We start from the raw sequence: 7695 nt of genomic DNA on the forward strand, positions 1-7695 counted from the left end.
ACGAAAAACGCCGCCCCTCCTTTAACAGAGGGGCGGCGTTTTTTTGTTCGTGATTTGATCAGGCCCAGTCCAGCGCTGGCAATCCGCATGCACTCGGCGTGAACGCTTTCAACGTACGAAGAATCCCGTCGGCGTGTGCGTACTTTTCATCGGCCATGGCGGCATCGGGAATGGCGATGGCGGTCATGCCGGCCGCTTTCGCCGCCGTCACACCGAATGGAGAGTCTTCGAACACCAGGCAATCTTCCGGCGATACACCCAGGCGGCGCGCGGCGGTGAGGAAGATGTCCGGCGCGGGTTTGGCCGCGCCGACTTCCGGGTCGTCAGCGGTGACGATGAAGTCGAACAGTGCAAACCAATCGCGGTGCAACGTGGTTTTCTGCCCGAACGACTGACGCGACGAACTGGTACCGACCGCAATCGGAATGTTGTGCGCCTTGAGGTGGCGGATCAGTTCCTCGGCGCCCGGCATCGCTTGCGCAGTGGGAAAACGCTCGCGCATCAGCGGCTCGCGGATCACCAGAAATTCTTCGGCAGTGATCGGCAGGTCCAGCGCTTCAACCACATAACGCGCCAGATCGCCGGCGCCACGGCCGATGATGTTCTGCTTGATGCTCCAGTCGAAAGTGCGGCCATAACGCTCGGCAATCAGCGAGGTGACCTCGGTGTAGATGCCCTCGGTGTCCAGCAGCAAACCGTCCATATCGAAAATCACGGCCTTGATCGGGCCGAACGCCTTCAGCGGTGCATTCATCATCGGATCCGTTATCAAAGACATCCCGGGCGGCGCGGATAGCGCCGCTGCTTGGATCTGATTAAAGGGTTCAGCAGCATAACGAGCGCGGCCAAGGTTGAGCAACGGGCAATGTCGGTTGTCCGCCGAACGCCCTCCCGCACATTTAGAGAATCGCCCTACAGACATCGCCTACTCGGCTGACTTCTTTCCTGTTTGATCCCCCGCAAAGTTTCGCGCCATTCCCCTGATGCGCGCGAGTGACTGCGAATGCTTCCATCTGACCAACTCCTGAAACTGAACAACAGCATTGGTTTGCTGGTGGTCGCTGCGCTGAACCCTGATCAGCCCGACGTCGAAAAGCTGTTTAAGGAGTTTCGCCTCTGTCTCAACAACTATGACGCCTGGGCCGAGCAGTTCTGGACGGGCACCGCGCTGGGTGTCGAGCAAGTGTTCCAGGTCGGCAACGATGTCCGGCTCAGTGCGCCGGTCGCCAGCCGCAAACCCATCAGTTCCTCTGTCGCCATGTGTTCCGCTACCGGCTCCCTGACGCTGGTGCACATGTTCGAAGCCGCGCGGTTTGTGCCGATCGGCGACACGCCGGTGATCCTTGAACCGGTCATTTCCGATGTCGACGGTGTTCTGGGTTTCGGAGAACCGCTGCGTTACACCATCGGCCCCAGCGGCATTCTCAAGGTCGACGACTGCGACCGGGGCCAGCGTTATCGCATCACCTTCTTTCCCGATGTTTCCACCGACCACGTTAAAGCCTTGTATGCCTCCTACCAGGGCTTGATCGATGGTCTGGAGAAATGGCTGCGTGCGGAATGGACGGAGCTCCACCCGCAATGGACCGAGTTTTCCAGTGCCGGCTTCCTGGAGCGTTTCGGCCAACTGCAAGAGGCTGACTGGCACGGCTTCGAATCCGCGCTGAATGGCGTCTGGGATGACGTGAAGCAGCTGTTTGCCCTGCTCGCCGATTTGCAGGCCAACAGCGAAAAGCTTCTGCAGTACCTGTCCAGCGCTGAACTGGATGCCTTGCTCGAGGCGTCCAGCGAAGCCATTGCCAATGGCCTGCTGATGCTCGGCGATGAGCCGTTGCTGTTCATTTATCTGGCGGCCTTTACCAGTTGGCTGAAAATGTTGCCGCCGCAGTATCTGGCCGAGGTAGTGGCTGAGGTTCGGGCCGAGCTGCTGGTCAGTTTTCTGCTGATGTGTGTGTCGGGTGGCATGGGTGTGCCGCTGCGGTTGAGCACCAAGGTACTGGGCAAGATCAAGTCGCCGCGTGCGCGGGAATGGCTGGCGGCTTCGGCGTTGCGGCTGGCAGCGGTGACCTCGGCGCCTGACCTGACCCGGCATGCGAGCGCTTTGAAACCGCTGGTGGTCAACGCGCGGCAGGTGCCGTTGCGGCCGACACCGGCTGTCCCGCTGGAGATTCGCACGGGGGATGCGCTGGTGCTGACGGTGCCCAATCCGGCGACCGTTGCGCGGGACAAGTCCCACGGCATGACGCGAATGGAGCGGCATGAGCCTCGGGATGATGCTTCGGATCAGGCGAAAAATCCCAATGGTGACAGCGCCGATTGTGCACCGCTGACCTGTACCAATGGGTGTCCGGTGTCGATGGTCACCGGCGAAGAATTGTTGACGCTGACTGACGGTGTGCTTGATGGACTGCTGCCGTTTGAGTTCAGCCGGTTGTACCGCAGCAGTGCGGCTGAGATCGATGTTGGGTTGGGGTTTGGCTGGAGCCATTCGCTGGCGCATCGGCTGGAGGTTGATGGCGCTGCGGTGGTCTGGGTTGACCATGAGAACCGGCGGACGCGGTTTCCGTTGCCGAGCGTTGAGCGGCCGGCGATTCACAACAGCTTGTCGCGGGCGGCGATCTTTCTCGGGGATGAGCCGGAGGAGCTGATTGTTGCGCTGGCGGGTGAGGCGGCGCGGTTTTATCACTTTCGGGCTGGGCGTCTGACGGCTGTCAGCGATGCGTATGGCAATCGTCTGACGGTGCATCGGGATCTTTCCGACCGGGTTCAGCGGCTGGATAACGGGACTGGCCGTTCGCTGCTGTTGCGCTATGAGCGGGCGCATCTGGTCGCGGTCGATTATCAGGTTTTTCGGGAGTCTGCCTGGCGTACCGAGCAGACGCTGGCCAGTTATCGCTTTGATGCCCGTCATCGACTGATCGAGGCGGCGAACGCGGTCGGCGAAAGCGAGCGTTACGACTACGACGATCAGCACGTCATCCTGCAACGGCAACTGAGCGGCGGCGCGAGTTTCTTCTGGGAGTGGGAGCGTTCCGGCAAGGCGGCGCGTTGCGTGCGGCATTGGGCGTCGTTTTCGCAGATGGACACGCGCTACGTCTGGGATGACGCCGGCCGTGTCACCGTGCATTACGTCGATGGGACTGAAGAGGCTTACGTCCACGACGACACGGCGCGATTGGTGCGTCAGGTCGCGGCGGACGGTGGTGAACAGCTCAAGGCCTACGATTCGGCGGGCCGGCTGGTCGCTGAGCAGGATGCGCTGGGGGCGGTTACCGAATACCGCTATGACGATGCCGGACGGCTGATCGCGCTGATTCCGCCGGACGATGCGCCGACGTCCTACGAGTACCGCAATGGTTTCCTTCACAGCCGTTCGCGTGGCGATGCGGTGTGGACGTACCGGCGTAATGCTCAGGGTGACGTCACCGAAGCAGTCGATCCCGACGGTCATGTCACCCATTACCACTACGACGCGCAGGGGCGGTTGCTGTCGATCCGTTATCCGGATTCGGGCCGGCATGTGTTCGTGTGGAACGACCTCGGGCAACTGGTCGAGGAAAGCCTGCCGGACGGCGGGGTTCGGAAGTTCTCCTACGACGCTTTGGGGCGGCGGATTACTTCGCAGGATGAACACGGTGCGGTCACTCGCCAGGCGTGGGACGCCGTTGGCCGGCTGATCCAGACCACCTCGCCGAATGGCGCCACTCGAGCCTTCAGTTACAGCGCCTACGGCCAGATCACCGCCGAACGCGACGAGCTGGGACGGATCACCCGCTACGAGTATGACGACGACCTGCACCTGGTCAGTCGCCGGATCAACCCCGACGGCACCCGGCTGCAATACCGCTACGACCATGCGCAGCTGCTGCTGACGGAAATCGAGAACGAGTCCGGCGAAAAGTACCGGCTGGACTACACGCCGACCGGACTGATCCGACAGGAAACCGGCTTCGATGGCCGGCGCACCGCCTACGCCTACGACCGCAACGGCCACCTGCTGGAAAAGACCGAGTATGGCGATGACGGCACCACGCTAGTCACCACTTATGAGCGCGACAGCGCCGGACGTCTACTGCTCAAGACCCTGCCGGACGGGGTCGAGGTCAGCTACCGCTATGACCGTCTCGGTCGACTGGTCGGCGTGGATGACGGCCAGGATCACCCACTGGCCTTTGAATACGACCTGCAGGACCGGCTGGTGCGCGAGCATCAGGGCTGGGGCACCCTGCGTTACACCTACGACGCCTGCGGCCAGCTCACCCGCCTGCGTCTGCCGGACAACAGCAAGCTCGACTACCACTACGCCAAGGGCGGCGCGCTGACGGCGATCGACCTCAACGGCGCCTTGCTCACCCGCCATGTCTACCAGAACGGCCGCGAACAACAACGCCAGCAGGGCTTGCTGCTCAGCGAATACACCTACGACGAACAGGGCCGGTTACGCGCCCACGCCGTAGGCCATCAGCGCAGCGGGCTGTACCGTCGCGACTTTGCCTACAGCGCCAACGGCAACCTCGAACACATCGCCGACACCCGCCACGGCCAGCGCAGCTACACGTACGACGCCCTCGACCGGCTGATTCGGGTGCGCCATACCCGCGACGATGTGCCGGAAAACTTCGCCCACGACCCGGCCGGCAACCTGCTGATGCAGGACCGTCCAGGCCCGACACAGATCAAAGGCAACCGCCTGCTGATGCAGGGCGACCGCCACTACGACTACGACGCCTTCGGCAACTTGATCCGCGAACGCCGCGGCCGCGCGCAAACCCTCGTCACCGAATATCGCTACGACAGCCAGCACCGCCTGATCGGCCTCACGCGCCCCGACGGCACCAGCGCCACCTACCAATACGACGCCTTTGGCCGGCGCATCCGCAAAACCGTCAACGGCCAGACCACCGAGTTCTTCTGGCAAGGCGACCATCTGATCGCCGAAAGCAGCAAAGAACAGCACCGCAGCTTCATCTACGAACCCGGCACCTTCCGCCCCTTGGCCATGCTCGACGGCAAAGGCCCGAAACGCGCCTGCCCGTTCTACTACCAACTCGATCACCTCGGCACTCCGCAGGAACTGACCGACTACAGCGGCGACATCGTCTGGTCAGCCAAATACAGCGCCTACGGCAAGGTCACCTCGCTGGAACTGGCGACCGACGACTACCTGAACCAGCCGCTGCGCTTTCAGGGGCAGTACTTCGATGACGAAAGCGGGCTGCATTACAACCGGCATCGGTATTACGACCCCGACGCTGGGCGGTATCTGACGCCGGATCCGGTGAAGCTGGCGGGTGGGTTGAATCAGTACCGGTACGTGCCGAATCCGACGGGGTGGGTGGATCCGTTGGGGTTGACGTCCAACTGTCCGCCGTCGAACAAGCCGGGTTGTTCGGTTCCGGACGAAACTGGCGGCTCTTTTGTCGACAACGAAGAGCCGGTAGCTCCAAAGCCAAAAACTCGCCCTTATAATTTTGGTGATGAAGGAACCTTGGTTACGCATTACAAAAAACATGGTGCGGCATTCAATGCAACGAGCAAAGATGAGTATTTATCCGTCGCTCGTGACGTTGCCAAACTAGGAACCCACGTTCGATATGTATACAAAGAAGAAATGCGGTCAGGATTTTTTATGTTGATGGGTACGACCAAAAAAGGTGAGGCAAAATTTGCATTTGTTGGCACGAACAACAACCAAGAGATAACAACCTTTCATACCAAAAGCGGAAAAGAGTTCTGGAAAACGATCAACGGAAACTCAAAAAACAAAGAGATCACTCCCGAAAATGATTAAAAAATATGCTGCAACCGTAATTGAGATCGATGACATCGTTGAAGAGTTTGTCGTCCTACTCATCAACAACGTTGAAGTCAGGTGCTTTATAAGCTACTGCCCACACCGAATTCGAATCGGAGAACAACATAGTGTCGAACTAGAAATTGTATTGCCTGATGAGAACTACGCTGAAACTTCAAAAGAGAAGCGAATGGGTGTTGAAACAATTGATGACAGCTTTTCGTGCATTCTTTACGGTTACCTCAATGGCAGCATTCTTGAGTCCTTCGTTAGCTTCTATGAGCAAGAAATCCATTACGAACATCCACACTTGAATGAACGATACGTAAAAATCATCGTAGAAAGAATTAACGTTTTTTTCGAGTAAGCCACAGGCACCCGATGAAATGAGAAAGCCTGAATAAAAATACGCTAAACGTTGACATCCTCCGGCGGCAAATCATCACGCCCCAGTGAGTCAGTAGGCGAAGGCAACGGATACTCAAGCGTATCCTCTTCATCAGTCTCAATTAACGGAACCGTCGCATCATCCATCAACGACCCCGGATCTTCATTCCCCGGATCATTGATAAACGGCAATCCGCTCGGGCCTTTTTCTTCCTTGCCTTCGGTTTCGGGAGTCATGGCGCACCTCGTCAATTGCATTCGTATAGGACGTTCGAAAAGTATGGTCGCCATTCGTTCCTGCGCATGACGCGCAGGTAAAAAAAAACCCGGCATAAAGCCGGGCTTTCGTAGAACCGGTCACTCAACGATGACGGTTCTTGTGTTTGTTCTTGTGCTTGTGGCCGCCCCCGGAGTGCGACTTGCCGCCATCGTCACCCAGGTTGTTGCCAACCGCGCCACCCGCTGCGCCACCCAGCCCTGCGCCGATAGTCGAACCAGTGGAGCCGCCGAGGCTGTTGCCAACTACTGAACCGCCTGCGGCGCCGAGGCCACCGCCAATGGCAGCTTCCGTGCGGTTGCGTTTATTCGCGCCGACGGCACTGCCGGCCGCACCGCCAACGCCAGCACCCACCGCAGCACCGGTGCTGCCGCCGAGCTGGCCGCCGACCACATTGCCCAGCGCGCCACCCAATCCGCCACCCACGGCGGCTGTGCCATCACCAGCGGCCATGGCGCCTTGGGCCACCAATAATCCCAAAACCAATGCGGATAATGTCAAGCGCATACAGACCTCACAGGTCCCGGATCGGGACGGTACGCCCGCGGAGGGGGCTATGTGGTATTGGAGGGGATTTCGGGAAAAACGTTCAGCAACGAAAAGGCCCGGCATCAAGCCGGGCCTTTTCAGTCACGCGTTGGCAATCAGTGACGCTTGTGACCCTTGGACAGGTTGCTGCCCACCGCACCACCGGCTGCGCCACCCAGGCCAGCACCGATAGTGGCGCCCGTTCTGCCACCCAGGCTGTCACCGATCACCGAACCACCTGCCGCGCCGACGCCGCCGCCGATGGCCGCTTTGGTACGGGCACCTTTCTTGGCAGCCAATGCGCTGCCGGCCGCGCCAGCTACGCCAGCACCAATCGCTGCACCGGTGCTGCCGCCCATTTTCTGGCCAACCACGTTACCCAGCGCACCGCCCAGGCCGCCGCCCAGTGCGGCGGTACCGTCGCCAGCCATTGCACCTTGAGCAACCAGAAGCCCCAGAACCAGAGCAGGCAGAGTTAAACGCATGACGAAAAACCTCAACAGAAGGAATAAAAAAGGGCGCAGATTGAATGCTGTTGTCGCGGCAATGTCCAGCGTTGCAGCGCACTTGGCGCCGATTGGACAGCGAATACGGAAAAGGTTTTATGACGTGTCTAGTCCTGAAATAGGTTTACACCTGTTTCACCCTAACGCCCGATGCACCGCATCGGGCGTTTTGTATTTTAAGGACAGGTGCGGGCGCTCCTGGT

Annotated in this window: 6 protein-coding genes; 2 read left to right on the forward strand and 4 right to left on the reverse strand. The window is 59.7% G+C overall.

Annotation, left to right across the window (positions count from 1 at the left end; genetic code table 11):
* Positions 1-58 precede the first annotated feature (58 nt).
* Complete coding sequence (locus CAF90_RS26830) at positions 59-754, reverse strand: HAD-IA family hydrolase (protein WP_085609055.1); 696 nt, start codon at positions 752-754, stop codon at positions 59-61.
* Between the two features lie 249 nt (positions 755-1003).
* Between CAF90_RS26830 and CAF90_RS26835 the strand changes: the two genes are divergently transcribed.
* Positions 1004-5791, forward strand: coding sequence for an RHS repeat-associated core domain-containing protein (locus CAF90_RS26835; protein ID WP_085609056.1), 4788 nt, complete (start codon positions 1004-1006; stop codon positions 5789-5791).
* Complete coding sequence (locus CAF90_RS26840; RefSeq protein WP_085609057.1) at positions 5784-6161, forward strand: hypothetical protein; 378 nt, start codon at positions 5784-5786, stop codon at positions 6159-6161. Before CAF90_RS26835 ends, CAF90_RS26840 begins: the two co-directional genes overlap by 8 nt.
* Before the next feature lie 44 nt (positions 6162-6205).
* Here CAF90_RS26840 and CAF90_RS26845 read toward each other — a convergent pair whose 3' ends face one another.
* The 3 genes from CAF90_RS26845 to CAF90_RS26855 all read right to left on the reverse strand — a co-directional run bounded on the left by CAF90_RS26845 (position 6206) and on the right by CAF90_RS26855 (position 7471).
* Positions 6206-6418, reverse strand: a complete 213-nt coding sequence (locus tag CAF90_RS26845) for a hypothetical protein (protein WP_085609061.1) — start codon at positions 6416-6418, stop codon at positions 6206-6208.
* A gap of 124 nt (positions 6419-6542) precedes the next feature.
* The gene (locus tag CAF90_RS26850; protein ID WP_085609058.1) at positions 6543-6965 is read right to left on the reverse strand and encodes a glycine zipper domain-containing protein; all 423 of its coding nucleotides are present in this window, start codon (positions 6963-6965) and stop codon (positions 6543-6545) included.
* A gap of 137 nt (positions 6966-7102) precedes the next feature.
* Positions 7103-7471 carry a glycine zipper domain-containing protein gene (locus CAF90_RS26855; protein ID WP_085609059.1) on the reverse strand — a complete coding sequence of 123 codons (369 nt, stop codon included), beginning with the start codon at positions 7469-7471 and terminating at the stop codon, positions 7103-7105.
* Positions 7472-7695 lie beyond the last annotated feature (224 nt).

Origin of the sequence: Pseudomonas sp. B37(2017) (assembly GCF_002112885.1) — a bacterium.
Taxonomy (GTDB): domain Bacteria; phylum Pseudomonadota; class Gammaproteobacteria; order Pseudomonadales; family Pseudomonadaceae; genus Aquipseudomonas; species Aquipseudomonas paraglycinae.